The organism is Rhizobium sp. BK181, assembly GCF_014193305.1.
Lineage (GTDB): Bacteria > Pseudomonadota > Alphaproteobacteria > Rhizobiales > Rhizobiaceae > Rhizobium.
In genome coordinates, this window is record NZ_JACHZA010000001.1 from 330087 (window position 1) to 351281 (window position 21195).

Annotated in this window: 26 protein-coding genes; 12 read left to right on the forward strand and 14 right to left on the reverse strand. The window is 59.8% G+C overall.

What is annotated here, in order from left to right; genetic code table 11:
• Positions 1-8: 8 nt before the first annotated feature.
• Together FHT77_RS01670 and FHT77_RS01675 are read right to left on the reverse strand one after the other, a co-directional pair.
• Complete coding sequence (locus FHT77_RS01670; RefSeq protein ID WP_183751944.1) at positions 9-461, reverse strand: cytochrome c; 453 nt, start codon at positions 459-461, stop codon at positions 9-11.
• A gap of 146 nt (positions 462-607) precedes the next feature.
• The gene (locus FHT77_RS01675) at positions 608-1246 is read right to left on the reverse strand and encodes a LysE family translocator (RefSeq protein ID WP_183751945.1); all 639 of its coding nucleotides are present in this window, start codon (positions 1244-1246) and stop codon (positions 608-610) included.
• 129 nt (positions 1247-1375) lie between these two features.
• Here FHT77_RS01675 and FHT77_RS01680 point away from each other — a divergent pair, with 129 nt between their 5' ends.
• Positions 1376-2077: a helix-turn-helix transcriptional regulator gene (locus tag FHT77_RS01680; protein ID WP_183751947.1), complete on the forward strand. Its 702-nt coding sequence runs from the start codon at positions 1376-1378 to the stop codon at positions 2075-2077.
• 5 nt (positions 2078-2082) lie between these two features.
• Here FHT77_RS01680 and FHT77_RS01685 read toward each other — a convergent pair whose 3' ends face one another.
• Positions 2083-2862 (reverse strand): SDR family NAD(P)-dependent oxidoreductase, encoded by a 780-nt coding sequence (locus FHT77_RS01685; RefSeq protein ID WP_183751949.1) that lies wholly within the window; start codon positions 2860-2862, stop codon positions 2083-2085.
• A gap of 165 nt (positions 2863-3027) precedes the next feature.
• On the opposite strand from FHT77_RS01685, the gene FHT77_RS01690 reads away from it, so the two are divergent.
• Positions 3028-3936, forward strand: coding sequence for an AraC family transcriptional regulator (locus tag FHT77_RS01690; protein ID WP_183751951.1), 909 nt, complete (start codon positions 3028-3030; stop codon positions 3934-3936).
• Positions 3937-3992: 56 nt separating this feature from the next.
• Here FHT77_RS01690 and FHT77_RS01695 read toward each other — a convergent pair whose 3' ends face one another.
• The 3 genes from FHT77_RS01695 to xth all read right to left on the reverse strand — a co-directional run bounded on the left by FHT77_RS01695 (position 3993) and on the right by xth (position 5471).
• Positions 3993-4208, reverse strand: a complete 216-nt coding sequence (locus tag FHT77_RS01695; RefSeq protein ID WP_183751953.1) for a dodecin — start codon at positions 4206-4208, stop codon at positions 3993-3995.
• A 66-nt stretch (positions 4209-4274) separates the two neighbouring features.
• A complete protein-coding gene (locus tag FHT77_RS01700; RefSeq protein WP_183751955.1) occupies positions 4275-4613 on the reverse strand; it encodes a putative quinol monooxygenase in 339 nt (112 codons plus the stop codon).
• Positions 4614-4670: 57 nt separating this feature from the next.
• The gene (gene xth, locus FHT77_RS01705) at positions 4671-5471 is read right to left on the reverse strand and encodes an exodeoxyribonuclease III (RefSeq protein ID WP_183753835.1); all 801 of its coding nucleotides are present in this window, start codon (positions 5469-5471) and stop codon (positions 4671-4673) included.
• A 227-nt stretch (positions 5472-5698) separates the two neighbouring features.
• Here xth and FHT77_RS01710 point away from each other — a divergent pair, with 227 nt between their 5' ends.
• From FHT77_RS01710 to FHT77_RS01720, 3 genes are all read left to right on the forward strand, one after another.
• Complete coding sequence (locus tag FHT77_RS01710) at positions 5699-7123, forward strand: DUF1254 domain-containing protein (protein ID WP_312859726.1); 1425 nt, start codon at positions 5699-5701, stop codon at positions 7121-7123.
• A gap of 187 nt (positions 7124-7310) precedes the next feature.
• The gene (locus FHT77_RS01715; RefSeq protein ID WP_183751959.1) at positions 7311-7526 is read left to right on the forward strand and encodes a hypothetical protein; all 216 of its coding nucleotides are present in this window, start codon (positions 7311-7313) and stop codon (positions 7524-7526) included.
• A 186-nt stretch (positions 7527-7712) separates the two neighbouring features.
• Complete coding sequence (locus FHT77_RS01720; RefSeq protein ID WP_183751961.1) at positions 7713-7982, forward strand: cyclase; 270 nt, start codon at positions 7713-7715, stop codon at positions 7980-7982.
• A 52-nt stretch (positions 7983-8034) separates the two neighbouring features.
• Here the strand turns inward: FHT77_RS01720 and FHT77_RS01725 are convergent, their stop codons facing one another.
• The 3 genes from FHT77_RS01725 to FHT77_RS01735 form a co-directional block, all read right to left on the reverse strand.
• Positions 8035-8184, reverse strand: coding sequence for a hypothetical protein (locus FHT77_RS01725; RefSeq protein ID WP_016553206.1), 150 nt, complete (start codon positions 8182-8184; stop codon positions 8035-8037).
• Between the two features lie 80 nt (positions 8185-8264).
• The gene (locus FHT77_RS01730) at positions 8265-9119 is read right to left on the reverse strand and encodes a metallophosphoesterase (protein ID WP_183751963.1); all 855 of its coding nucleotides are present in this window, start codon (positions 9117-9119) and stop codon (positions 8265-8267) included.
• 104 nt (positions 9120-9223) lie between these two features.
• A complete protein-coding gene (locus FHT77_RS01735; RefSeq protein ID WP_016553204.1) occupies positions 9224-9826 on the reverse strand; it encodes a superoxide dismutase in 603 nt (200 codons plus the stop codon).
• Positions 9827-10026: 200 nt separating this feature from the next.
• Between FHT77_RS01735 and FHT77_RS01740 the strand changes: the two genes are divergently transcribed.
• The 4 genes from FHT77_RS01740 (at position 10027) to FHT77_RS01755 (ending at position 14344) form a co-directional block, all read left to right on the forward strand.
• Positions 10027-10356 (forward strand): hypothetical protein, encoded by a 330-nt coding sequence (locus tag FHT77_RS01740; protein WP_183751965.1) that lies wholly within the window; start codon positions 10027-10029, stop codon positions 10354-10356.
• Between the two features lie 210 nt (positions 10357-10566).
• Complete coding sequence (locus tag FHT77_RS01745) at positions 10567-12054, forward strand: hypothetical protein (RefSeq protein ID WP_183751967.1); 1488 nt, start codon at positions 10567-10569, stop codon at positions 12052-12054.
• Between the two features lie 191 nt (positions 12055-12245).
• Positions 12246-13547: a hypothetical protein gene (locus FHT77_RS01750; RefSeq protein ID WP_183751969.1), complete on the forward strand. Its 1302-nt coding sequence runs from the start codon at positions 12246-12248 to the stop codon at positions 13545-13547.
• The gene (locus tag FHT77_RS01755) at positions 13544-14344 is read left to right on the forward strand and encodes an ATP-dependent Clp protease proteolytic subunit (RefSeq protein WP_183751971.1); all 801 of its coding nucleotides are present in this window, start codon (positions 13544-13546) and stop codon (positions 14342-14344) included. Before FHT77_RS01750 ends, FHT77_RS01755 begins: the two co-directional genes overlap by 4 nt.
• 100 nt (positions 14345-14444) lie before the next feature.
• On the opposite strand, the gene FHT77_RS01760 is transcribed toward FHT77_RS01755, so the two are convergent.
• The 4 genes from FHT77_RS01760 to FHT77_RS01775 form a co-directional block, all read right to left on the reverse strand.
• Positions 14445-15788, reverse strand: a complete 1344-nt coding sequence (locus tag FHT77_RS01760; RefSeq protein WP_183751973.1) for a hypothetical protein — start codon at positions 15786-15788, stop codon at positions 14445-14447.
• A 43-nt stretch (positions 15789-15831) separates the two neighbouring features.
• Complete coding sequence (locus FHT77_RS01765; RefSeq protein ID WP_183751975.1) at positions 15832-16101, reverse strand: hypothetical protein; 270 nt, start codon at positions 16099-16101, stop codon at positions 15832-15834.
• Between the two features lie 206 nt (positions 16102-16307).
• Positions 16308-16637, reverse strand: a complete 330-nt coding sequence (locus FHT77_RS01770; RefSeq protein ID WP_183751976.1) for a hypothetical protein — start codon at positions 16635-16637, stop codon at positions 16308-16310.
• A gap of 30 nt (positions 16638-16667) precedes the next feature.
• The gene (locus FHT77_RS01775; RefSeq protein WP_183751978.1) at positions 16668-17072 is read right to left on the reverse strand and encodes a hypothetical protein; all 405 of its coding nucleotides are present in this window, start codon (positions 17070-17072) and stop codon (positions 16668-16670) included.
• On the opposite strand from FHT77_RS01775, the gene FHT77_RS01780 reads away from it, so the two are divergent.
• The 3 genes from FHT77_RS01780 to ilvD all read left to right on the forward strand — a co-directional run bounded on the left by FHT77_RS01780 (position 17056) and on the right by ilvD (position 20269).
• Positions 17056-17826 carry a 2-keto-4-pentenoate hydratase gene (locus FHT77_RS01780; protein ID WP_183751980.1) on the forward strand — a complete coding sequence of 257 codons (771 nt, stop codon included), beginning with the start codon at positions 17056-17058 and terminating at the stop codon, positions 17824-17826. The genes FHT77_RS01775 and FHT77_RS01780 overlap by 17 nt on opposite strands.
• An 86-nt stretch (positions 17827-17912) precedes the next feature.
• Positions 17913-18476, forward strand: coding sequence for a nucleoside kinase (locus FHT77_RS01785; protein WP_183751982.1), 564 nt, complete (start codon positions 17913-17915; stop codon positions 18474-18476).
• A 119-nt stretch (positions 18477-18595) separates the two neighbouring features.
• A complete protein-coding gene (gene ilvD / locus FHT77_RS01790; RefSeq protein ID WP_183751984.1) occupies positions 18596-20269 on the forward strand; it encodes a dihydroxy-acid dehydratase in 1674 nt (557 codons plus the stop codon).
• Positions 20270-20391: 122 nt separating this feature from the next.
• Here the strand turns inward: ilvD and FHT77_RS01795 are convergent, their stop codons facing one another.
• Positions 20392-21072: a redoxin domain-containing protein gene (locus tag FHT77_RS01795; protein ID WP_183751985.1), complete on the reverse strand. Its 681-nt coding sequence runs from the start codon at positions 21070-21072 to the stop codon at positions 20392-20394.
• Positions 21073-21195: the final 123 nt, after the last annotated feature.

A 21195-nucleotide genomic window follows, 5' to 3' on the forward strand; every position in this document is an offset into this window, starting at 1 on the left:
CAGGATCGCTATTCGGTCTTTATGCGGAACTTCTCATGACAGCCGCCGCAATTCGCGCCAAGCGCCTTCATGGCCGCGCCAACACCGGCCGGGTCCGCCGGAAGCTGAGCGAGCAGCTTGTCGGCGTCATCCGAAAGCTTCGCCGCACGGGCCTTGAAGTCTGCGTGATCTTCCCAGATCTTCGGGCTCGCCGCCTTGTCACCTTTTTCGGTGCCAGGCTTGAACTGATCAGGGAAAACCTTCGCGGTTTCCGCAATGGTCATCAACGACGCCTTAACCACCTCGGCGTCATAGGGCTTTTCGCCCTTGGCGATCGCCGCCATGGCACCCGCCGCGCCGCCAACCTTCTTCATCAGCGCAGAGCGTGCTTCGTGCGTGCCATCCTCCTGCGCTGCAATGGCAACGCCCACGACCCCCAGACCGGCGACAAGCACTGCCGCGGCTATAGCTTTCAGTCTCATGTCTCCACTCCTCTTTGATAACAAGATCCGCGAAGCCCGGCGCCTCGCCGACGGGCGGCATCATGGCAAATTTTTTCGCCCCAAAAAGTAACAAGTGGGTGAGATTTCAGGAAAAATAGAGTCCTAAATCGTTTCGTATTCGCGCCTCACGCCGGCACGCGCCAGCCGTGCCATGCGGTGAGGATCGAAACGGCGATGAGGAGCGCCCCGGCGATCCGTCCGACCAGGATCGTCGCCTTCGGATTGGACACCAGCAGCGTGCGGCTTCGCGCCGCCGTCAGCGCCAGCGTGCCGTAGACGGCGGCCTGCGTCGCCATCGTCATGACGCCCATGACAAGACCCTGCGCCCAGATGGGACCGTAGATCGGCTTCAGGAATTGCGGGTAAACCGCGATCATGAACAGGTACGCCTTTGGGTTCATCAGGCAGGTTGCTGCGCCCTGGCGAAAGGCCCGCCAACCCGAATGCAAGCCGCCTGCCCCGACCGTATCGACGGTGATCGAACTGCGGATCAGGGTGTAGCCGATCCAGGCCATGTAGGCCGCCCCCGCAAAGAGCAGCGGATTGAACAAGGTCGGCAGGAGAACGGCGAGCACGCCGACCCCGATCGCGCCATAGAGCGAGTGCACGGCGCCGCCGGCCATGATGCCGGCGGTCGCGGCGATGCCGGTGCGCCTGCCGCCGGTCAGCGAATTGGCCAGCACGAATAGCATATCCATGCCAGGGACGATGATGATGCCGAAGAGAAGCGTGAAGTAGAGCCAGAGATTTTCGCTGTAGGTCATGTCAGTTGTCCGCTATCCAATTCAAGGTCGATTTCAAAGACCATGTTGATTTTCAATTCGATAGCGAGTGCTATACGACGGCCCAACTGACAGTGTATTGTCAGGAGCATAGGCTGAAGGAGCCGAAAAATGCGCAAGGCCTCACGGCTTTTCGAGATCATCCAGATCCTGCGGCTGGCGAGCAAGCCGATGACGGCGGCCCGAATGGCGGAAACGCTCGAGGTGACGGTGCGCTCGATCTATCGCGACATCGCCGCCTTGCAGGCGATGCGCGTCCCCATCGAGGGCGGCCGCGGCATCGGCTACATCATGCGGCCGGGCTTCGACCTGCCGCCGCTGATGTTCTCGGTCGAGGAAATGGAGGCGATCGTCTTGTCGCTAGCGCTGCTCGACCGGACCGGCGACGAGGAACTCAAGCGGGCGGCCAAGGGCGTCAACCAGAAGATAACAGGCGCAGTACCGGCGCCGCTGCGTCAGGCGATGGAACGAAAGGCGCTTTACGCCTGGGGATCGGTGGCTCAATCCCCGGTCGGGCTCGATCTTGGTCTCGTTCGCCGCGCCATCCGCGACGAACAGAAGCTGCTGCTCGACTATCGCGACGAACTCGGCCGCGCGACCGAGCGCAGGATCCAGCCGATCGCCCTCATCTACTATTCGCAGACCGCAAACATCGTCGCGTGGTGCGAGCTGCGCCAGGCGATCCGCAATTTCCGCAGTGACCGCGTCGAGCATTGCGAGACCGCCGACGCATATTTCCGGGGCGACGGCGACCGGATGCGACAACTCTGGACGAGTGGGTGGACGAACCCGCCGGTTGCCGCGGCGGGTTAAGTTAATCAGAGGTGCGTGCCGCCGGAGACTTCGATGCGCTGGCCGTTGACCCAGCGGTTGTCGTCGGAAAGCAGCGAGGCAATCATCGGGCCGATATCGTCCGGCACGCCGGCACGGCCGAGCGCCGTCGCATCCGCGACCATCTTGTTGTAGGTCGGATTGTCCCGCACCATGCCGCCGCTGAAGTCGGTTGCGATTGCGCCTGGTGCAACCGTATTGGCCGTGATGCCGCGCGGGCCGAGTTCCTTGGCGAGGTAACGGGTGAACACTTCGATCGCCCCTTTCATCGACGCATAGGCGGAGATACCCGGCACGGCGAAACGGGCAAGGCCGCTCGAGACGTTGATGATGCGCCCGCCATCGGCCATCAGCGGCAGCAGCTTTTGCGTTAGGAAGAAGACGCCCTTCAAATGCACGTTGACGAGCTCGTCGAAAGCCTCTTCCGTCGTTTCGGCAATCGTTGCGTGATAGCTGCTGCCGGCATTGTTGACGAGGTAGTCGAATCGAGTTTTTCCAAGACCCTGCAAGGCATCTCTCACCTTGCCCGCAAAGGCCTCGAACTCGGCGACGCGACCGGTGTCCAGCTGCAGGGCGATGGCTTCGACGCCGAGTGATCTGATCTCCGACACAGCGGTCTCCGCTTCTGCCCGATTTGCACGATACGTGAAGAGGACGTTCACGCCGCGACGGGCAAGGTTGATTGCCGTATTGCGGCCGAGCCCACGGCTGCCGCCGGTGACGACGGCTACCTTAGATGCTGAATTTGCTTGTGTTTCGTTGGGCATGATCACTTCCTTTGCTGGAGTTTATGCCCTTACGGTACGCCTGTCGGTGCCCACTGTTGAATGCCGAAACTCTCGAATTTTTTGCCTGATCCTCCAAGCAGCTTGCAGACTAGGCGATACGGCGCTTATCTTGACCTGGCGCCGAACGACGAGGAGACGCTGGCGATGCTCGACACCCTGAAGCAAGTCATCCAGACCTATATCGACCGAACGGCCGGCGACGCCGACGGGCGTTTTGAGACGCCTGTGCCGGTGCTCTCGGTGTCACGGGTTACCCAGCCTGTCATGCCGAACCACATGATCTACCGGCCGACGATCTGCATTGTCGTCCAGGGGGCAAAGGAAATCATGGTCGGTGACCGTGTCCTCAAGTATGGGGAGATGCAATCGCTGATCGTCACCTTCGAGGTGCCGGCCCTAGGGCAGATCACCAAGGCCAGCAAGGAGGAGCCGTATATCGGCCTCAACATCGATTTCGATGTGGCAATCCTGCGCGAAGTGATGGAGGCGATGGAACAGCCGCCACGGCCGGCCAGCGACAGCGCGGCCGGTGTTTTCGTGCAGAATTTCGACGGCGTGCTGGCCGATTGCGTGCTGAGGCTTGTCCGTCTTGCCGATACGCCGAAGGCCATTCCGGTGCTCTATCCAGCGATCATGCGCGAAATCTGCTACTGGCTGCTGACAGGACCGAACGCGGCGGAGGTCAGCAAGCTGGCGCTACCCGGCAGTCATATCAGGCGCATGACCGACGCCATCCATCTGCTGCGCGAGAACTTTGCTACGCCCGTGCGGATCGAGCAGCTTGCGTCCGTCGCGCACATGAGCCCGTCTTCCTTCCACCAGCATTTCAAGCAGGTGACCGCCATGACGCCGTTGCAGTATCAGAAGAACATGCGGCTGCTGGAGGCACGGAGACTGATGGTGTCGGACGGTGCAAGCGTTGCGACGGCCGCCTATCAGGTTGGGTATGAAAGCGCCTCGCAGTTCAGCCGCGAATATTCCCGAATGTTCGGCACGCCGCCGAAGCGCGACGCGTTGGAGCGGAAAGAGCTGCCAATGGTCACGGCTGCCTGAGCGGATGCCGACAGAGACGAGGCGGGGCACACGGCCTCCTCGTCTTCCCCAGCCTGTCACGGCGTGTCGTCGATCCGAAATCCGACCTTCATCACGACCTGATAGTGCGCGACTGCGCCGTCCTTGATATGGCCTCGGATTTGATCGACTTCGAACCATTCGAGCTTGCGCATCGTTTTCGAGGCTCGCGCGACCGCGGTCTCGATCGCCTCGGTTACAGACACCTTCGAACTCCCAATGAGTTCCACTTTCTTGTAGACGTGATCGCTCATCCTATCCTCCTCCAATTCTGCCTAGGCTGTGGGCTTTCCTGCTAGGGTTTCTGTCCGCTGGCGTGACTAGGGACAATACGGACCCGGCGGATTTGCAATAAAGTCGAGATCATAACGGGCGACGTCATCAGAACACGTCTCAATAACACTCAGCTTTGCGAGAAGCCGCCGAACGTCGGCCTGCATGGCGATCATGTGCGGTGTCCGCCGATGGAACTCGTGCGCCTCGGCATCACGAAAGCCTTCGATCAAAACTACCATATCCTCGTCATCCTTATGCCGATGATACTCGAAAAATACGCAGCCCGGCTCGTTGCGCGTGGACGCGACATGGGGTTCCATGGCGAGGAGGAACTCCTCGCGTGTTCCCCGCCTGCAGGTCAGCCAACCCGTTATGAACTTCATCGGACACCTCGAATTGTCTGTTTCATCCCCGAGCGGTGCTGCTTCGCAGACCATCCGTTATCCTTGCTCATCGTCCTCGCGCCGGGGGATATCGAGTTCGATCATCACGGGAGCGTGGTCGCTTGTGTGTTCCCAGCTCCGAGGCTTCCTGCGCACGCTCGCCGATCTCAGCCATGGGGCGACCATCGGGCTGAGCAGGAAGTGGTCGATCCGAAGGCCGGCATCGCGTTCGAACGAGTTTCGCCAGTACTTCCAAAAGGTATAGATTCGCTCGTTCGGGTGCAGATGTCTGATTGCGTCGGTCCAGCCCTGTGCGACGAGGTTGGCATAGGCCTTGCGGACTTCCGGCCGAAAGAGGGCGTCATCCCGCCATCGCTCCGGCTTGTAGACGTCAAGATCCGTCGGCATGACGTTGAAATCGCCGACGAGGAGGGTCGGAATGTCAAGCGCGTGCAGTTCGGCGGCATAGTCGTGGAGCCGTCGGAACCAGCGGAGCTTGTAGTCGAATTTCGGCCCGGGTGCGGGATTTCCGTTCGGAAGATAGAGGCACCCGATGAGGATACCGTCGATGGCGGCCTCGATGTAGCGGCTGTGTTTGTCGTCGGGATCGCCGGGAAGATCGCGCCGCGTCAGGATCGGCGTCGAGCCTTTTGAGAGGATCGCGACGCCGTTCCAACTCTTCTGTCCATGCCAGATCGCGCTGTAGCCCGCCCGCTCGAGTGCGCCGCGTGGAAACCGGGTATCCTCCGTTTTCAGTTCCTGCAGGCACACGACGTCCGGCCTGTCCTCCTGCAGCCAGCGAAGAAGATTTTCCAGGCGCCCGTTCACGCCATTGATGTTGTAGGTCGCGATCTTCAAGAGACGAAGCACGCTTGGATGGGTTTCGATCGGAGGAAAATGGACGTCGCCTGATAAAGTTCAAGGAACCTCCGCGACGTTAGAGGCTTGAAAGAGCGATCGGATTCTCCCGTGGCGGCCGGCCGCCTGCCATTTACACCAATGTTACCGTAACGTGCTTCCAGCGCGCCGATTTTTGCGCAAAGCTGCTTCGTGGATTTGCAGATCAACGGTCTTGGATCAAAGCAATGGGGGCAGCCATGCAACTCACGAAACGTGAATTCACCAAAGGACTGATCCTGGCAACCGGCTTCGCGAGCCTCTATCCGGCGAAGGGCATTTCCGCTGACATCAGCGCGGACGAGGCACGCGCGATTGCCAAGGAAGCCTACATCTATGGCTTCCCGATGGTCGACAGCTACCGCATTCAATACGCCTATTTCGTCAACACCAAAGACCCGGAATACAAAGGCCCCTGGAACCAGTTGGTCAACATCCCGCGTGTCTATACGCCGGCTGACACCGCGGTCCAGACGCCGAATTCTGATACGCCCTATTCGATGCTCGGCTTGGACCTACGGGCCGAACCGATGGTGCTGACAGTGCCGCCGATCGAGAAGGACCGGTATTTCAGCATCCAGCTGATCGATGCCTACACGTTCAACTTCGACTATATTGGTAGTCGCGCAACTGGCAATGACGGCGGGAGCTTCCTGATCGCCGGTCCGAACTGGAAGGGTGAGACTCCAAAAGGCATCAAGAAGGTGATGCGGTCGGAGACCGAGCTTGCGCTTGCGGCCTACCGGACGCAGCTCTTCAATGCGGCCGATCTGGACAACGTGAAGAAAATCCAGGCCGCCTACAAGGCGGAGCCCCTGTCCAAATTCCTCGGCCAGCCCGCCCCGGGGGCGGCAAGCGCGATCGATTTCATCAAGCCTCTCACGCCAGACGAAGAGAAGACATCGCCGGAATTTTTCAGCATTCTCAATTTCGTCCTGCAATTTTGCCCGACCAATCCATCCGAAACCGAACTGATGGCGCGATTTGCCAAGATCGGCATCGGCGGAGGCAAGACCTTCGACGCAAGCAAGCTGTCACCTGAGATGAAGACTGCCTTCCAGCAGGGAACGGCCGACGCATGGGCGGAAATGGGGACAATGCGGAAGCGCTTCGATACCGGCGAAGTGACATCCGGCGACGTGTTCGGCACACGTGAATATCTGAAGAACAACTACCTGTATCGGATGGCGGCTGCCGTCCTCGGCATCTACGGCAACTCGAAGCAGGAAGCGATATACCCGGCTTATGCCATCGATTCCGACGGCAAGAAACTCGACGGCGCCAATAGGTACACGGTCCACTTCGCTCCCGGCACGTTGCCACCGGTGAACGCCTTTTGGTCCCTGACTATGTACGAACTCCCCCAGAGCCTGCTCGTCGCCAACTCGATTGACCGTTACCTGCTCAATTCACCGATGTTGCCGCAGTTCGTTAAAGACGCCGACGGCGGGCTGACGTTCTATGTTCAAAACGAATCGCCTGGGAAGGACAGGGAGCCCAACTGGCTTCCTGCACCGAAGGGGCCTTTTGTCGTTGCGATGCGCCTCTATTGGCCGAAGCCGGAAGCACTCGACGGTACGTGGAAACATCCGCCGATGACAAAAGTTCAATGACGGTGGACTATGAGATCGTAATCGCAGGCGCGCATGTAGGGCACAGAGCGGCCGGCTTTGGACCGGCTATGTCTTAGTTAATAGCGATGCCTCGTCACAGGCGGTACAATCAATCATCGGTCGGCATTTAATGGCAACGGCCGCTTGGGAGTTTTGTGCTTCTGCCTGAGCGGAGCATCGAAACCAAATGACAGTCCTATCAAACTTAATCTCCTTTACAGACGTCGACGTCGTATTCGAGGCACTCTCCGAATGGTGCCACCTGCACAAGAAAGATCCAATCAGCATCGAAGGTTGCCGGGCAGCCTCGATATTCTTCGATCTCTTCCAGGATGGCTACGACACAAAGGATAGTCTCCTGAGCGCGATTGATCGAAGCGATCCCGATGAACAGGTTGAGTAACTCTTCCCCTTGGATTGAAAAGCGGCGCCTGTCCGGCGGCCCCCGAAACTGTTGGGCATGTGGCGAACCCAATGGGCGGGTTGCCATACCGCACCTTGCCGTTTTTTCCCGGGCGCGCGGGCGCGTTCGGTGATACGGTGGCGACCCGAACGCGCTCGCCTGTAAATCCAAAAGTGGGAGGATCAGATGCCGACAATGTTCGTAAGGCATGAGGTTTCGGACTACGCTGCCTGGCGCAAGGTCTACGACGCGTTTGCCGCCGTGCAGAAGGCAAACGGCGTTACCGCCGAGGCCGTTTACCAAGCCGCCGACAATCCCAACGACGTGACCGTCACCCATGAGTTTGCCACGGTCGAGGCCGCGCAGGCGTTCGGCAAGCTGGAAGAGCTGAGGGCGGCGATGCGCACTGGCGGCGTTCTGGGCGCGCCAACGGTTTGGCTCACCAACAAGGCGTGAACCCACCCCGGATTAATCGATCCGCCGACAGGCTCAGACGCTCAAGTGCCGCCTAGTGGTGCTTGAAGTACTGTACCTCGCGCTCATGCTTCTCGGCCGCTTCGCGTGATTTGAACGTGCCGAGGTTTTTGCGCTTGTGGGTCTTGGGGTCGACCTTGCGCGAGTAAAGACGATATTCGCCGGACTTTAGTTTTCGAATCATGATGGCCTCCTATGAGCTTGATAATCCTCATGGGAGCATGTCGGTTCCACGCGGGGTGGCGGCGCGCAGAGATGACACCCCTAGCGACGGAGCTTCAGCGTCCGGCTGTCCTCTCGTCCGAAACCACGAACCTCGATATGGTCCGCCCGGATTTCGACGATGGCGAAGGTATTCTGGCTCTCGGTATCAACCATGCCCTTGAAATTCAGGAAATGGCATCCGTCGAGCGTGCCGAAATTGCCCGCGTGGTTATGTCCACTGAAATAGGCGGCCACATGGCCGTGCGCAGCCAGTAGCGCGATCATCCGTTCGCGGTCCCAGCCGTCATGCTCGTTCGGCGGATAGACTGGGTAGTGGTTCATGACGATGACGCGCTCGCCCGCGGCACCGGCGTCCTCGATCTGGTCGGAAAGCCAGGCGAACTGCTCGTCACCAGGCATGGCGTTCCAGTCCTGTGCGTTGGCGGCGCCGGTGGCCCGGAGCTCGGCCAGCCGGCGAGCGGCAACCTCCCGATCGGCATGCCCTTCCGGCGGCGCAAAGGTGCTGACCTCGTTGCCATTCAGTGCAATGAACCGCCAGCCCTGCCTGACGAAGCTGTAATAGGATGACGCCAGACCGACGCGGCTGGCGACATCGGCCAATCGATCGGCGGCAACCGCAAAATCATGATTGCCAAGCAGAAAGTAGTTTTCGTGCTTCAGCCCATCGTAGACCGGCAAGATGTCGTCGAAGCTCGCGAAATCCCGGTCGATGATGTCGCCGAGCGTGATGACGAAGCTCAAATCTTCGCCATTGAAGACTTCGATCGCCTCCGACAGCTTGGCGAGGCTATTGGCATAATGGCGGTCCATCCCGATATGCGGCTCCCTCGCCGCATATTGGGGATCTGCGACGACGCCGAAGCGGAGAACGGGAAAATCGGAAAAGGACGTCATGGCAGCGATTTAGGCGCGCCGCATGACACGCTTGTGACGATCTCGAAACAAAAACACCCGGCGTTTCGAGGCGCCGGGTGCTGACATCTGTTCTTGCGAACCGCTTACTTGGCGGCGGCTTCGTAGCGCTCCAGGACGTAGTCCCAGTTGATCAGGCTGTCGACGAAGGCTTCGAGGTACTTCGGACGCGCGTTGCGGTAGTCGATGTAGTAGGAGTGTTCCCACACGTCGACACCGAGGATCGGGGTTGCGCCGTGCACAAGCGGGTTTTCGCCGTTCGGGGTCTTGGAGATTTCGAGCTTGCCGTTCTTGACGGAAACCCAAGCCCAGCCGGAGCCGAACTGCGTCGTGCCGGCCGCGATGAAGTCGGCCTTGAACTTGTCGTAGCCGCCGAGATCGGAATTGACCGCAGCTTCGAGTTTGCTCGGCAGCTTGTTGCCGCCGCCGCCCTTCTTCATCCACTTCCAGAAGTGGACGTGGTTGTAGTGCTGGGCAGCATTGTTGAAGAGGCCGGCATTGGTGCCGAACGACTTCTTCACGACGTCTTCGAGGGAGAGATCGGAAAGGCCTGCCTCTGCCGCAAGCTTGTTGCCGTTGTCGACATAAGCCTTGTGGTGCTTGTCGTGATGGAATTCCAGGGTTTCCTTCGACATGAAGGGCTGAAGCGCTTCATAGTCATAGGGAAGTTCGGGCAATTCGAAAGCCATTGCGGGTCTCCTTTGGCAATAGTTTGCGTAATCGGCAGGTGAGGCGGAACATAGGAGCGCAAGCATGGAGAGGCAACCGGCGAAATATCAAAAAAGACGGACGGAGAGGAAAAATTGCCTTCGCCAAGCACTTGGCTTTGCAGCCCTAAATCGCTGATCATGGGCGCGTTTCGCAACAGCAGGAAGACGGGGCTCTTCAGATGCAGAGGAATAAAATCCGCTTTTGCATGTTTGCCATCGCAATCGCTGCGGCGGGGACCGCCCGCGCCTCCTCAGGCGACGCCTGGCAGCAGTTCGCGACCGAGGTTGAAGGAAAGTGCAAACAGGCGGCGCGGGCCTCGATCGAGTTTCCGCATGCCGTCGTCGATCCGTTCGGCAGCGAGCACTACGGCATCGCGCTGGTGACCGGCAAGCCGAAGGGTGCGAATGGCTTCGTCAGCTATTTCTGTGCCTATGACAAGCAGACGAAAGAGGTCGAGCTGGGCAGCGAAATTGAGACGGACGAGATGCGGATTCTACCCGACGAATAAGGTCGTCTGCCGTTGTTGCACAAACATCACAGGTACGCCCGTCAAACCTGTTGATTGTCATGTTGCGTATTTTGACACCGACACATAGCCGTTTCTAGATGCACGCGGAGCATGCGTTTACGGACTCACGGCAATTTTCGATCGGTCGCTTAATTAGCTGAAATCCATATTTCGCCGGCGTTTTTGGCAAGTACTTTTGGGGCACAAGTCATGGTCATGAACTTTTTTCGTCGCGCAGAAGACGGCGGCAAATCGCTGTCGACGACAGGATACCGACCCGCATCAATTACCGATGAGCGCCCGGCCGATGAGCCGCTGCGTTACGCCATTCCCGACGTCAACGACTTTGCAGCGTTCGGCTCGGCGCTGGAAGAAAACCAGCGGACGTCGGAGGATCTCATGTCGAGCCTCGCATCGCTGCAGGAACGCGTTTCCTCGCTGCTCGGCACCCACAGCCAGTCGCTGAACGAAACCGGCGCGCTCCGCGCCGAATGCGCGCGCATCAGCTCGCTTCTCGACTACGAAAGCAACGCTCGCCAGAAGGCCGACCAGGACAACCTTCGCCTCGGCGCCGAAAACAAGGATTTTCGTGCCGACAACACGCAGCTTCGCTCTGAGATCGAGGCGTTTCGTGACGAGCTGACGAAGCTGCAGGGCGTGCATCAGGTCGCTCGCGAAGAATTCACGATCATCGAAAATCGGCTGCTTGACGCCGAGCGAGAGCTGACGGATCGCGCCATCCAGTTCGACGAAGCCTCGACGCTGCTGAAGCGCGCCCAGACTGAGCTCGACCAGCGCAGCCGCGAACTCTCGGCCACCCGTGAGAAGCTCGACAACGAAGCGACGGCACACCAGCTGCTGATCGAAACGTCACGTCGCGAAAACGGCGTCCAGACCCGCGAAATGGCCCGGCTCAACGAGGAACGCAGCCATCTGAAGTCCAGCCTCATCGAACAGGAAGCCCAGGTGCGCAACCTGCAGATGGCCGTTGCCAATCTGAAGCAGGACCTTTCGCTCGTCGAGGAGCGCCACAAGAGGCTCGAGGTCGAGCATGAGACGCTGCAGGCGTCCTCGGCGCTGGAGATCGCGCACCTGACGACGAAGCATGAGGCGATCGGTTCCAAGGCCGAACTCGTGGAAAAGCTTCTCATCACCGCGAACGGCCGCAACAAGATGACCGACGAGGAGCTGCAGGCGGCACGCGCCGATCTGAAGCGCGTCAAATCGGAACTCGCCACGTCCCTCTCCCGCTCCGAGCGACTTGCCGAAGAACTGCAGCGCGCCCGCACGACCGGCGCTGAAAGCGAGGCCGCCCGCCGCGAACTCGCGACGCAGGCAAATGAGCTGACCCTGAAGTTGCGTGAAGCCGAAAGCCTGCGCGTGCGCCGCGACCGGGATGCCGACGCGCTGCGCCGCGACATCGACACACGCATGGATTCTGATCGCTACGAAATCGGCCAGCTGCGCACCAGCCTTGAGATCGCCAAGTCGGAGATCCGGCAGCTGCGCGCGGAGCGCGCCATTCTGACCGGCCAGCTCGAGGTCGCGCGCAGCGAACGGGCTGGTGGTCTTGTCCCCGCCGCCCCTCTTGATGAACACGACGACGTCCGCATGCCGGCGGCAAGCTTCACGCCAATGATCGACATCTCCGAGAAGTCACTGCGCGCACCGTCGACCGATGGCACGCCCGCCGAATGAGGCTTGACGGCATCGGGCCACGGCCTGATGCCAAGTCTTGCTTTTGCCTGTATTGTATTGGTTTCTTAAGGAGCTAAGGCGGATCGCGTGAACAAAGACTTGCGCGACCTGCCTTAGGTCTTTGTTCTTATGCATGTCCTCGCCTCGAAGCGGCTCGCTTTCGGCAGGCATGCATTGGCCAGGAGGAGACCATGGCGCTCGGCACGTCGCATCGCTTGCAGGATGGCATCGAAGCCGTCGAGAGCATGACCCGCTTCGCGTTCGCGATCCTGGCGCTTGCCTCCGGCGTTTACACCTACCTCGGGGTCCGAAGCATCCTCGACGGATCGGCAACGGCTGTCTTCTTCGCGGCGCTTATCTATTCCAGCGCCGTTTCGGTGGCGATCTATGCCTTCTGGACCTACATGGCCCGCTTCTATCCGCACGTAACCACCGCAGGCGGCCGCGCAGCGATGCTCGGCGTCATGGCGCTCGGCTGCGCGATGATCATCGCCATGTCGAGCTGGCTGAACGCGGCCGCGCTGGCGGGCTCCGCAGCACTCGAACAGCATCTCGCCGAAACGCTGGAAGACTACACGGCCGACCTCGACCAGGCGCACCAGAACGCGCTTGCCGCCCAAAGCCTGCTGCCCGACATCCAGCGCACGCAGGAGCGGTTTCAGCGGCTTGCCGATCAGGAGCGGGAAACCGGCGCGCTGACGGGTACGACCGGGGCCGGCAGCGTCGTGCAGCTTCTGTCACAAATGGCCTCGCAGCTGACCGAGCTGGAAAACGGCATCAACGCCTCGCGCGAGCGGGTGACGACGCTGTTTGACGAGGGTCGCAAGCATCTCGAAACAATGCGGACGCTGGTGTCGGCGCCGGGTGCGATCAACCCACGTGCCGACCAGTTCGCGGCCGAAGTCGTCGGGCTTTCTGGCGTCATCACCTCGCTGGAGCAAACCTCGATCGCACCGTCGGTCAAGCGCGCGGCAGAAGACCTGTCGCTCGGCTTCATCGCGCCGGTTGCGGATGGACGCGAGGCGGATCTCGCGACACGCCAGGACCAAGTGATGGAGACGATCCGATCCTCCGTTGCGGCGCAATCCAAGGTGCTCTCGCAGGCGGCCGACCAGATCCTCGAACGCAAGCCGGTGGCTGAACGGCGGTTCGTGCCACTCTCCTCGGCGGAGGCCGTGCTGCGCTATGCCGGCGATTTCATTCCGAGTTGGGCCGGCGCCATCTCGATCGACATCCTGCCGGCGGTGCTGATCTTCATGCTGTCGATCGTCCATTCGACGCTGCGCCGCCAGGAACAGCGCCTGCCCTTCGCAGAACGGATCACTGCCGCCGAGCTTCTGCAGGCGCTGGAAGTGCAGCGTGAAATCCAGCGCCACGGGGTTAACATCGAGACCGCCGTTGACTCTGCGGAGCGCACCGAAACAGCGGACCAATCGAACGTCGCGAACTTCGACCTGTCGGGCAAGGGACCGCGCAAGGGACCGCCCGCATGAGACTGGAAACAGCGGGGCAGAAGTTGAAGAACTACGTTCTCTCCGCCGATGACGGCAGGCTGATGCGGCATGCCTTCCACGCGCTGCTGACGATGGCCGCAATCTTCGTGGTCATCGACTGGCATGAAATCACCGCCACCAACACCGACACGCCAGCCTTCGATCCCACGATGCCGGGCGCCCTCCCCATGCTTCCGCCGGCTCTCACCGACGGCAAGCCACAAAGCGCACCGGCCGAGATCACCACAGACCCCGAGCTCCTCAAGAAGGCGATCCGCTTCGAACTGCAACCAGACGGAGTGCTGCTCGCGCAAGGCACGATCGAACCAGGCGCGGCCGCCCGTTTTGAGGCTGAGATCAAAGCTCGTGGCGAGTATGTCAAAACAATTTCGCTCGACTCACCGGGCGGGTCGATCGGCGACGCGATCGCCATCTCCACGGTTATCCGCGAACGCAAGATCGCAACCAGCGTTGCTGGCGGCGCACTTTGCGTCTCCTCCTGTCCAATCGTCATGGCGGGCGGCGTCGTGCGAATGGCGGAGAAGGACGCCGTCATCGGCGTGCATCAGATTTTCAATGGCACCAGCGAAAAGCTGTCGCCGGAACGTGCCATGTCGGAAGCGCAGCGCACCACCGCTGACGTCACCCGTCATCTCGACGAGATGGGCATCAAGCCCGGCCTCTGGATTCACGCGATGGAAACGCCGCCCGACCAGCTCTACTATCTCTCGCCCGACGAGATGAAGGACTTCGCGCTGGTTACGCCGACTGCCCCGGTAGCTAAGAAGACGAAATAGTGGCAAGTTCGGAAAGCTGCGCGGAGCTGCCGGCAAGTCAGCAGGAGCTGAGAGAATTGCTGGTTAAAGCTCGCAGCACGGCTTGACTGACGTTGGTAGCTTAGGGTTGCGTCGCCGCTTGAGCGGGACACACGCCGCAATTCCTCTCGAGCTTCTCCAGGGCGCCGGCACCGGCCCATCCTTCAAAGCGATATTCGCTAACGCGTTGCTTGATGAGGCAGCAGTCGGCGCGACCGGTCAAGGCCGGCTCAAGTGGATCATCGGTCCAAAACCTTTCTGCAGGCTTCCAGTAGCCTAGAACATCGAGCAGCGACACGCCGAAATAATATTCGTCCGCATAAGAGTCCCCGTAGCCGGGGTCATGCCGATAGCTGCCGTCTGCGTTCAGAGTGTTCTCGAGCGACCAGCGCAACATCTGGCGAATTTCCTCGCGGGCCATCCCGCGCTCTTCCTCGCTCATGTGCGGCCAGCCGAACTTGAAGATCGAAGCCACATCATAGAGGTTGTGGTTGGTAAACTTCCCGCCGCTGCGCCACCCGAAAGGATACGGATCGTCTTTGATGGCAAGCGTCGTCTTGATGATCTGCGGCCAATGCTCCACGTCGCCCTTGCTGTAGCGCACGACATGAAATGTCATGCTGAGATCGGCGGTCTTGCGTATCTTGCCATCGATCACGTACCAGGCGCCCCAATAGCCCGTTTCGGTATCCTGTGCGCCGTGGATGAAAAACCAGGCAGCTTCGCGCAGTTCATCCCAGGCGATGCTCTCGTCGAGTGCTACGTAGCCGGTAAGAATCTCCTGCAGATCACGTTTGTAGGCTGCCGTTGAATAACTGGTCATCACGCTGCTTAGTTCGCCACGGTTGTCGACACCCGTGTTTTCGATGTCCGAGATGAGCAGGCTCTGCAGATAATTGATGAGTTCCCGGCCGGTGCGGAGCCTCGGGCGCAGACGGTAGTGGGGCGGCTCCCCTTGGCTTGTAAGAAGGCCGATCGCCGCCGCTGTCGCCCCCAGTCGCATGAACCATTGCTCGTAGCAAAGCCCCCAGAAGCCATCGACCGCCGATTGCTCGCTGGCAAACTTCTGATCCTTATCCTTCAGGCTCCGCTCTATGCGATCCAGCTTGTCCTCCAGCGCCTTCCAGTTTGCCGTGTAGCCAAGCAGCCATTTTGCCTCGAGATAGAGCTGTTCTGAGCATTGCAGCGTATTGCCGGCGGCTTGTTCGGCGGCGATCCCGGCAGCGAGCGCCTCGAGACGCTCCGTGTATTGCTGACGACGCTCTCGATAGTTGGGGTCGAACGCCTCGAACTCGCGCACAATGACGTCCCGCATGTCGGTCTGGCCCGCGAACGCGGCTGACGGGGAGCCACCGAATACAACGAGTCCCGCGAGCGCCAGCCGAAGACCTGCGGCAATGCGGTGACTGAATAGCGTGTCCACCATGGTCTTTTCCACATCCACCAGGGCTGGTTGGTCTTCGAGACGGTCACATATGCAGGGCGTCAATCAGCTTTGCGTCTTTGTGGGCCTCGCAGGCGTTGTTGATTGCCACGAGCAGATTGCCCTGGCTGAGTTTGCCCAGCTTGGGATCGTTCTTTAGCGCCTGGCGCACCGTGGAACCAATCTCGACCATGCCGTCGTGGCTGGCTGCATTATAATCCTTGCAGGTCACCGTGGTCGGATCGATCGCGACGGCGCCAAGCGTTGGCAAAGCGGCGGTGGCGAAGACCAACGAAAGTGGAAGGCGGCTAACCATCGATCTTCCTCCCTCGGTTAACTTGCTCCGCAATAACACGCGGCCAAGACAGTCTAGCAGAAATTGAAAACCCAATCGCGCATGATGTCCGCTTTCGCTTCTATCGCTGCGACCGCCACGGTTGTACAGTTCGCCGGGAAAGCGAGCGTCGTGCGTCGGAGCACGCTCTGTAAAGGGAGGATGCCTTGCCTAGATCGTTGTTCCTGTCACTTGCGCTGGCTGTCGGCCTCTGCGTCCCAACAATATCCGTGCCGACCGAAGCAAGCGCACAGACCAATATAACCATCAACATCGGCACCAATCTCAATAGAGGCCGGGGAATTACCTGCAGTGAGGGCGAGAGGCTGCTCCGCAACCGCGGTTTTAGGGATGTCAGGAGGATCGACTGCCGCAGTCGTTTCTTCGTCTATCGTGCCTGGAGAGGCGGTAGCCGCTTCGAGATTGCCGTGCGGCAACACGATGGGCGCGTTGTCGATATGCGACGCATCAGTGGAAGGCGATAAGCCCCCAAAGCGGGCATCGGCTCTGTCAGTCATGCCCCCGAACGGACTGGCGAGAATGCCAGCCTATGCGACAAGACGTGCGGCAATCAATCCGGGCAGCGCCACCAAGACCAGCCCGGTGGCTACGAGGACCTCACGAAATTGCGGACCTACCTGTCGCCTCTGATAGCGTCCGGCAATGATGTCGCGCTCTTTGGTAAGATGATGGATTCCGTATCGACCGAACATTCCTGTCTCCATCAGACACATTAATGGAATGAGCGTCGCATGGTCCGGCGTATGAAATCGATACGGTGACGAGCCGCCAAAAATAAGTGTCGCATAAGCGTCGCGTTCAGAAGCAGCGCCACTATGAGATTTTGATTTCCGCGCGCTCGCGTTCGTCTGGAACCCTAACACGCCTGCAGCCATCTTCTTGCCACAGCCGATTTTTGAGAATTGGAGCACGAAGATGTATTTCGAACTCAAAGACGCTACCGCCGACATCCTCGCCAAGAGCCGGCGCCGCGAGGACACCTGCGATCTTCCACTGAACCTGATTGCCTCGGAAAAGGAGGCCTACGACATCCAGGCGATCGCGCAGGACGCGCTGGGCTTCGCACGAAGGGGCTATGCGCTTATCGGGACAAGCGACGCGTCGTTGCGGACATTGGGTTTGACCAAGCCAGTCTATTCCGAGATTCCCGCCTCCTTTTTGCTTGAGGGCGTCAAGGAGTTCAGACTTCCGCCAGAGACGATCGGCGTCCAATGCGAGTTCGTGTTCACGATGCGCCGGTCCTATCCGGAGGACAGCGAGCCTATCGACACCAAGACTGCCGGCGACGCCGTCCTGGGCTGCCGGCCGGCCATTGGGATCGTCGGCCGCCGGACTCGCCGGACATTCATCGGCGACCATGCGGCGATTGCCGACTTCGGCCTACATGTTGCTACGATCTGCGGCGACCCGGTTCCGCGCATCTGGCCTGGCGAAGTCGCCAAGATCGAGGTGACGACCTTTCTGTTCAAGCAAACCGTTTTTTCGGGAAGGGCGACGTCGGTCATGGGTGATCCACTGAACGCCGTCGCCTGGCTTGCGGCAGAGCTTGCGGCAAAGCGCCGACGGCTCGAACCGAACGACATCGTCGCGACTGGCTCATGCACGAAAATTCTCCAGGTCTGGGCGGGCCAGCACCTGGCAGCCGACTTCGGCCCACTTGGCCAAATCGAGTGCGTCTTCACCTGATACGGTGCTTTGGGCGACCCATTAGAAACCGGTGCCTCCGCATGCTAAGTGATGTCCACGGGCGGTGGTTCATCGAGCGAGACCGCATGGGTATCAGGAACTTTTTGATCGAAGGCGTGTCCGGCACTGGCAAGACCTCAATTGCCACCGGATTGCAGCAGCGCGGTTATCACGTCATCCACGGTGATCGTGAACTCGCATATCAAGGCGACCCTGAGACGGGTGAACCACTGGATGGCTCAGCGTTAAAGCGGAGCGTTCTGGATGTCGCCTTCGGCCACAAGCACCATCTTTGGGACGTCGACAAAGTCAAATCTATGGTGGCCGATCAAAGCCACCCGATATCTTTCTTCTGCGGCGGTTCGAGGAATTTCCATCACTTCATCGACCTGTTTGACGAAGTCTTCGTCCTCGACGTCGATTTGGACACCTTGAAGAGGCGGCTCGCCAGCAGACCTGAAGGCGAGTTTGGCGCAAAGCCCGCCGAACAAGAGGTGATCATGCGACTCCATGCGACGAAAGAAGACATTCCCAGAAACGCGACGGCCATTGACGCCACCGCGCCGCTCGCCTCCGTTATCGACGATATCCTGTCGAAGTGCGGAGAGACCAGAACCGTGGTGGCTGCCTTTGGTTCTGTGCGGCCCTGAAGTATCGGCTGCCGCTTGTCCGTTTCAGTCCTTCGGACAGCCGAAAGAAAAACGGCTTCCTGCGATCTATGGTATGACTTCATTTAGTCCCCTCTCCAAACCGAAGCAGGAGGAGTGCGATGCCCTTTAACGACAGGTCAAAGCATATTACCGAGGGGGTGGCACGCTCGCCTAATCGCGCGATGTATTACGCGCTCGGTTATGAGAAAGCGGATTTCGACAAGCCAATGATCGGCATTGCAAACGGGCACTCGACGATCACGCCCTGCAACGCAGGACTACAGCCGCTGGCGGATGCGGCGATCGCATCGATCAAGGCGGCGGGTGCCAACCCTCAAGTCTTCGGAACGCCGACGATATCTGATGGTATGTCCATGGGCACTGAGGGCATGAAATACTCACTGGTTTCCCGCGAAGTGATCGCAGATTGCATCGAGACGGCGGTCCAGGGGCAATGGATGGACGGGGTCCTCGTCATCGGCGGTTGCGACAAGAATATGCCGGGTGGGATGATCGGCATCCTTCGAGCAAACGTTCCTGCAATTTATGTTTACGGCGGGACGATCAAACCGGGTAGATGGAAGGGGCAAGAGCTATCCATTGTTTCCTCCTTTGAGGCCGTAGGCGCGTTCATGGCGGGAAACATGAGCGAGGAAGATTTTGTCGGGATCGAACGCAACGCCTGCCCCTCAACTGGTTCGTGCGGTGGAATGTACACGGCGAACACCATGAGTTCGTCGTTCGAGGCGCTGGGTATGTCGCTACTCTATTCTTCCAACATGGCAAACACCGACCAAGAGAAGATCGATAGCGCCTCTCTATCCGCGAGCGTGCTGGTCGAGGCCGTCAAAAAAGGCATCAAACCTCGCGATATCGTTACGCGCAACGCTATCGAAAATGCGGTCGCCCTGATTATGGCTACAGGTGGCTCCACCAATGCCGTCCTCCACTATCTCGCGATCGCACACGCAGCAGAAGTCGAATGGTCCCTCGACGATTTCGAGCGCATACGCAGGAAAGTACCGGTCATCTGCGATCTCAAGCCGTCCGGAAGATACATGGCGGTTGATCTCCATCAAGCCGGAGGCATTCCTCAGGTGCTGAAACTTCTACTCAATGCGGGCCTGCTGCACGGGGATTGTCTCACCGTCACCGGCCGCACTATTGCCGAAGAACTCAAGGGGTTGGCAGATCAACCCCGTGCGGACCAATCTGTCATTCGAACCTTGAATGCCCCGCTTTATAGCGAGGGCCATCTTGCAATCCTCAAAGGCAATCTGGCCGAGGATGGGGCGGTCGCAAAGATCAGTGGTTTGAAAAAGCTTGCAATTGCCGGCCCCGCGCGTGTTTTCGAAGATGAGCAATCGGCTATGAATGCCATTTTGGCTGACAACATTCGGCCGGGCGACATACTGGTTTTGCGCTATCTCGGTCCGAAGGGCGGTCCCGGCATGCCTGAAATGCTGGCTCCGACATCTGCGATCATCGGTCGTGGACTTGGCGACAGCGTGGGGCTTATCACCGACGGCCGGTTCTCGGGTGGGACCTGGGGAATGGTCGTTGGCCACGTTACACCTGAGGCGTTCGTCGGAGGGACAATCGCGCTTGTTCACGAGGGCGACATGATTACCATCGACGCGCATCGCAAGCTCCTTCAGCTTGAGGTGGGCGAGGATGAAATCGCGCGCCGGCGCGCGCTTTGGAGACAACCCAATCCCAGGTACACCAAAGGGGTGCTCGCAAAATTTGCGGCGCTCGCCAGACCGGCTAACGAAGGAGCGATAACCGGATAGTTTCAACTGGCTGCGTTTGGCGCAAAACGGCATGTCGATTGTCGGCCCAAGCACACGAGCGGTCAAATCCTTCCCGCCCGATGACCTCATACATGCTTGACGATGTCGGAGATGCCATGCCTTCAACGTCGGAGGCTGCTGGCGGCGGCGAGCATTTCCGCCGCGTTTGGAAAGGTGCAGAGGCTGTCAGGCCCGTCGCGCGCTTCAATTTGCACCCAGCGAACGATGCCATCGCCGTCGATGAGGAAGTGTCCGACAAGCTGTGTGGGGTGGCTTGCGAAGATGGCATGGTCAACCTCAGTAAGCTCGAAGCCGTCTTGGGCGTTGAGTAAGGCATTGGCCGCCATCGGATGTAGCGCGTCCGGCAGTTCGCCCGTCGGGTTGATGCGAGCGGCCTCGAATTGCTCCATGCTTGCCCGATAGGGCCATACTGGTTTCTCGGAGCTGCCCTCGGGCAGGAACTCACCGTACGGCACACCAAAGGCCCGGTGCGTGGAGCAATCCTGGTCGCATAGCAGCACGGCCGGCGTCGGCCGGTGGTCGAAATATACGCGGGCGCGCTCCACCGGCGTGTTGATCACGGCAACCGTTTCCACCCCCGCAGCGCGCAGGGCAGGCTGTAGACTACCTAGTTGTCCGACCTGACGCCGGCAGAACGGACAGTGCAACCCGCGGAAGAAGGCGATCAGAAACGGATGACCGTGAAGGCTGGCAAGAGAAACCGTTCCCTCTTGATTTGCCGACGGAAGCGCGAAGGCGGGTGCGTATTCCCCTGGTTGGAGCGGGCGCATCTGGTCTCGCATGGCATCTGTCCTTTGCTAGGAGTTCAGTTGGCTGCTGTGCTTGATCCAAGTGCAACACCTATCACGCCGTGGCACCACTCGCTATGTTCACGGGTGCAATCGGCTGGAGTGCGAAGCTTCAGG

What these genes read in the sequence shown, in the direction of transcription:
- FHT77_RS01670 (WP_183751944.1), bottom strand. Translation starts at nt 461, where the DNA reads ATGAGACTGAAAGCTATAGCCGCGGCAGTGCTTGTCGCCGGTCTGGGG.
- FHT77_RS01675 (WP_183751945.1), bottom strand. Translation starts at nt 1,246, where the DNA reads ATGACCTACAGCGAAAATCTCTGGCTCTACTTCACGCTTCTCTTCGGC.
- FHT77_RS01680 (WP_183751947.1), top strand. Translation starts at nt 1,376, where the DNA reads ATGCGCAAGGCCTCACGGCTTTTCGAGATCATCCAGATCCTGCGGCTG.
- FHT77_RS01685 (WP_183751949.1), bottom strand. Translation starts at nt 2,862, where the DNA reads ATGCCCAACGAAACACAAGCAAATTCAGCATCTAAGGTAGCCGTCGTC.
- FHT77_RS01690 (WP_183751951.1), top strand. Translation starts at nt 3,028, where the DNA reads ATGCTCGACACCCTGAAGCAAGTCATCCAGACCTATATCGACCGAACG.
- FHT77_RS01695 (WP_183751953.1), bottom strand. Translation starts at nt 4,208, where the DNA reads ATGAGCGATCACGTCTACAAGAAAGTGGAACTCATTGGGAGTTCGAAG.
- FHT77_RS01700 (WP_183751955.1), bottom strand. Translation starts at nt 4,613, where the DNA reads ATGAAGTTCATAACGGGTTGGCTGACCTGCAGGCGGGGAACACGCGAG.
- FHT77_RS01710 (WP_312859726.1), top strand. Translation starts at nt 5,699, where the DNA reads ATGGGGGCAGCCATGCAACTCACGAAACGTGAATTCACCAAAGGACTG.
- FHT77_RS01715 (WP_183751959.1), top strand. Translation starts at nt 7,311, where the DNA reads ATGACAGTCCTATCAAACTTAATCTCCTTTACAGACGTCGACGTCGTA.
- FHT77_RS01720 (WP_183751961.1), top strand. Translation starts at nt 7,713, where the DNA reads ATGCCGACAATGTTCGTAAGGCATGAGGTTTCGGACTACGCTGCCTGG.
- FHT77_RS01725 (WP_016553206.1), bottom strand. Translation starts at nt 8,184, where the DNA reads ATGATTCGAAAACTAAAGTCCGGCGAATATCGTCTTTACTCGCGCAAG.
- FHT77_RS01730 (WP_183751963.1), bottom strand. Translation starts at nt 9,119, where the DNA reads ATGACGTCCTTTTCCGATTTTCCCGTTCTCCGCTTCGGCGTCGTCGCA.
- FHT77_RS01735 (WP_016553204.1), bottom strand. Translation starts at nt 9,826, where the DNA reads ATGGCTTTCGAATTGCCCGAACTTCCCTATGACTATGAAGCGCTTCAG.
- FHT77_RS01740 (WP_183751965.1), top strand. Translation starts at nt 10,027, where the DNA reads ATGCAGAGGAATAAAATCCGCTTTTGCATGTTTGCCATCGCAATCGCT.
- FHT77_RS01745 (WP_183751967.1), top strand. Translation starts at nt 10,567, where the DNA reads ATGGTCATGAACTTTTTTCGTCGCGCAGAAGACGGCGGCAAATCGCTG.
- FHT77_RS01750 (WP_183751969.1), top strand. Translation starts at nt 12,246, where the DNA reads ATGGCGCTCGGCACGTCGCATCGCTTGCAGGATGGCATCGAAGCCGTC.
- FHT77_RS01755 (WP_183751971.1), top strand. Translation starts at nt 13,544, where the DNA reads ATGAGACTGGAAACAGCGGGGCAGAAGTTGAAGAACTACGTTCTCTCC.
- FHT77_RS01760 (WP_183751973.1), bottom strand. Translation starts at nt 15,788, where the DNA reads ATGGTGGACACGCTATTCAGTCACCGCATTGCCGCAGGTCTTCGGCTG.
- FHT77_RS01765 (WP_183751975.1), bottom strand. Translation starts at nt 16,101, where the DNA reads ATGGTTAGCCGCCTTCCACTTTCGTTGGTCTTCGCCACCGCCGCTTTG.
- FHT77_RS01770 (WP_183751976.1), bottom strand. Translation starts at nt 16,637, where the DNA reads ATGACTGACAGAGCCGATGCCCGCTTTGGGGGCTTATCGCCTTCCACT.
- FHT77_RS01780 (WP_183751980.1), top strand. Translation starts at nt 17,056, where the DNA reads ATGTATTTCGAACTCAAAGACGCTACCGCCGACATCCTCGCCAAGAGC.
- FHT77_RS01785 (WP_183751982.1), top strand. Translation starts at nt 17,913, where the DNA reads ATGGGTATCAGGAACTTTTTGATCGAAGGCGTGTCCGGCACTGGCAAG.
- ilvD (WP_183751984.1), top strand. Translation starts at nt 18,596, where the DNA reads ATGCCCTTTAACGACAGGTCAAAGCATATTACCGAGGGGGTGGCACGC.
- FHT77_RS01795 (WP_183751985.1), bottom strand. Translation starts at nt 21,072, where the DNA reads ATGCGAGACCAGATGCGCCCGCTCCAACCAGGGGAATACGCACCCGCC.